Source organism: Streptomyces sp. MB09-02B, from assembly GCF_033794485.1.
GTDB lineage: Bacteria > Actinomycetota > Actinomycetes > Streptomycetales > Streptomycetaceae > Streptomyces.
In genome coordinates this window covers 1-2,462 of the sequence record NZ_JARGEE010000730.1, presented here as the reverse complement: position 1 = coordinate 2,462, position 2,462 = coordinate 1, and the positions used below count along the sequence as shown (strand labels likewise).

Genomic DNA, 2,462 nt, shown 5'->3' with positions numbered 1-2,462 from the left:
GGGCGGAGGGGCGACGGCGGGGGAGGTGCCGGCGGAGAACACGTCGGTGCCGGGTCTGTCGGCAGGGCCCAGGGTCACCGACCCCGGCGCGTACATCTCCTTCACTCCTGTGCCGGGGGCGTTTCCGCTGGTCGGGGCGCCGGTCGTGGTCAGTCCCGAGGATCACCCCGGGGTCGTGCGGGTCGCCGGGGATCTCCGGGACGACATCGAGCGGGTGACCGGTGTCCGGCCCGGGAGCGAGGTCGCGCGGGACGTGGTCCTGGTGGGGACCATCGGGCGCAGCCCCCTGATCGACCGGCTGATCGACGCCGGGAAACTGGACGTCGGTGGGGTCCGGGGGAAGTGGGAGACCTCGCTGCAGACGGTCGTCGAGCGGCCGATGCCCGGGGTGCGGCGGGCCTTCGTCATCGCGGGCAGCGACCAGCGCGGCACGATCTTCGGGGCGTACGACGTCTCGTACGGGATCGGCGTCTCGCCCTGGTACTGGTGGGACGACGTGCCGCCGGTCCGGCGGGGTGCGGTGTACGTGCGGCCGGGCCGCTTCAGTCAGGGGACGCCGGCCGTGAAGTACCGGGGTGTGTTCATCAACGACGAGAACCCGGCGCTCGGGACGTGGGCCCCGGCGTACTTCGGGCCCGGAAAGGCGCCGGGTTACCCCGGGGGCTTCAACGCGGACTTCTGGGCCAAGGTCTTCGAGGCGCTGCTGCGGCTGAAGGGCAACTACGTCTGGCCGGCGGTGTGGGGGCGGGCCTTCGCCGAGGACGATCCGGAGAACCACGCGCGGGCGACCGAGTACGGGATTGTCATGGGCACGTCTCACGAGGCGCCCATGATGCGGGGGATCGAGGAGTGGAACCGGCACGCCGTGCCCGCGGTGCGGGACAGCGCCGGCAACGTGGTGACCCCCGGCCGGGACCCCTACGGGGGCACCGGGGAATGGTCGTACCGGCGCAACGCCGAGGCCGTCCGGGCGTACTGGCGCGATGGTATCCGCCGCATGGTGGACCAGGACTTCGAGGGCGTCGTCACGCTGGGGATGCGCGGGAACGGCGACACGAGCCTCCCGGACGGCGACGGCATCGAGCTGATGCAGGAGATCATCGCGGCGCAGCGCAGGATCATCGAGGAGGTTACGGGGCGTCCGGCGGCGGAGACCCCGCAGGTGTGGACCCTCTACAAGGAGGTCCAGCGCTACTGGGACCGGGGGCTGCGGGCGCCGGACGACGTGACCGTCGTCCTCACGGACGACAACTGGGGGAACATCCGCAAGCATCCGGACCCCGGGGAGCCCGAACGGCCCGGGGGTTACGGGTTGTACTACCACTTCGACTACGTCGGGGTCGGGCGCAACTACAAGTGGGTCGACACGGCCAACCTGGCGAACCTCTGGGAACAGCTGCACGAGGCGGACGCCTACGGCAACCACGGCCTGTGGGTGGTGAACGTCGGCGACCTGAAGGGCAACGAGCTGCCGACCCAGTTCTTCCTCGACTACGCCTGGAATCCGGGGCGTTGGGGGCTGGAGAACCTGGGGGAGTGGGAGCGGGGGTTCGCGCGGCAGCACTTCGGGGAGGAGACCGCGGCGGAGATCGCCGAGGTGCTGAGCGCGTACGGACAGCTGCAGGCGCGCCGCAAGCCCGAGTTGCTGAACCGGCGGATCACGGGCGCCGAGGGCACCACCGAGGTGGTCTACGACGACCAGGAGACGCCGTTCTACTTCGGCCACCGCGAGCTGGAGCGGGTCACGGACGAGTGGCGGGCTCTGGCCAGACGGGCCGAGCGGGTCGGCAGACGGCTTCCGGTGGGCCTGCGGGACGCGTGGTTCGAGCTGGTCGGGTACGCCGTGCTGGCCACGGCGAACCTGTACGGGCTGCGGGAGGCCGAGTTCCAGAATCTCCTCTACGCCCGGCAGGGGCGGGCGGCGACCAACGGCCGGGCGGCGGCCGCCGAGGCGGGACTGGAACGGGACTTCGCCCTGGCGGACCGCTTCAACACCGAGGTCGCGGACGGGAAGTGGCGGGGCTTCCAGACCCAGCCGCACATCGGGTACGGGGACGTGGAGCGCTACGGCCCGAACGCCGGATGGCAGCAGCCGGAGAAGGACCATGTGGCCCTGCCGGACGAGATCTTCCCCAAGGTGCGGCGGATCGAGGTGCCCGAGGCGGCCGGGCTGGGGGTGGCGGTCGACGGGGCGGACGACGTGGGGGAGTGGTGGCCCGCGTCCGTGTCCGGGCCCGGTGCCGCTGGTGCGGAGGCGGTGCTTCCGGTGTTCAGCCCGTACCAGACCCGGCCTCAGCAGTACGTGGAGATCTTCAACCGGGGGCGTACGCCCTTCTCGTACCGGATCGAGTCGTCGGTGCCGTGGCTGGTCGTGGAGCGGCCGCGGGGACGGGTCGAGGAGCAGGTGCGGGTGGCGGTGCGGGTGGACTGGGGGCGGGTGCCGGACGGTGGGGGGCGCGTGG

Annotated in this window: 1 protein-coding gene; it reads left to right on the top strand. The window is 71.9% G+C overall.

The window, feature by feature from the left end; translation table 11 throughout:
* Positions 1-46: 46 nt before the first annotated feature.
* Positions 47-2,462 (top strand): glycosyl hydrolase 115 family protein (locus P1P70_RS43390; protein WP_413471687.1); only part of this gene is annotated, 2,416 nt, incomplete at its 3' end.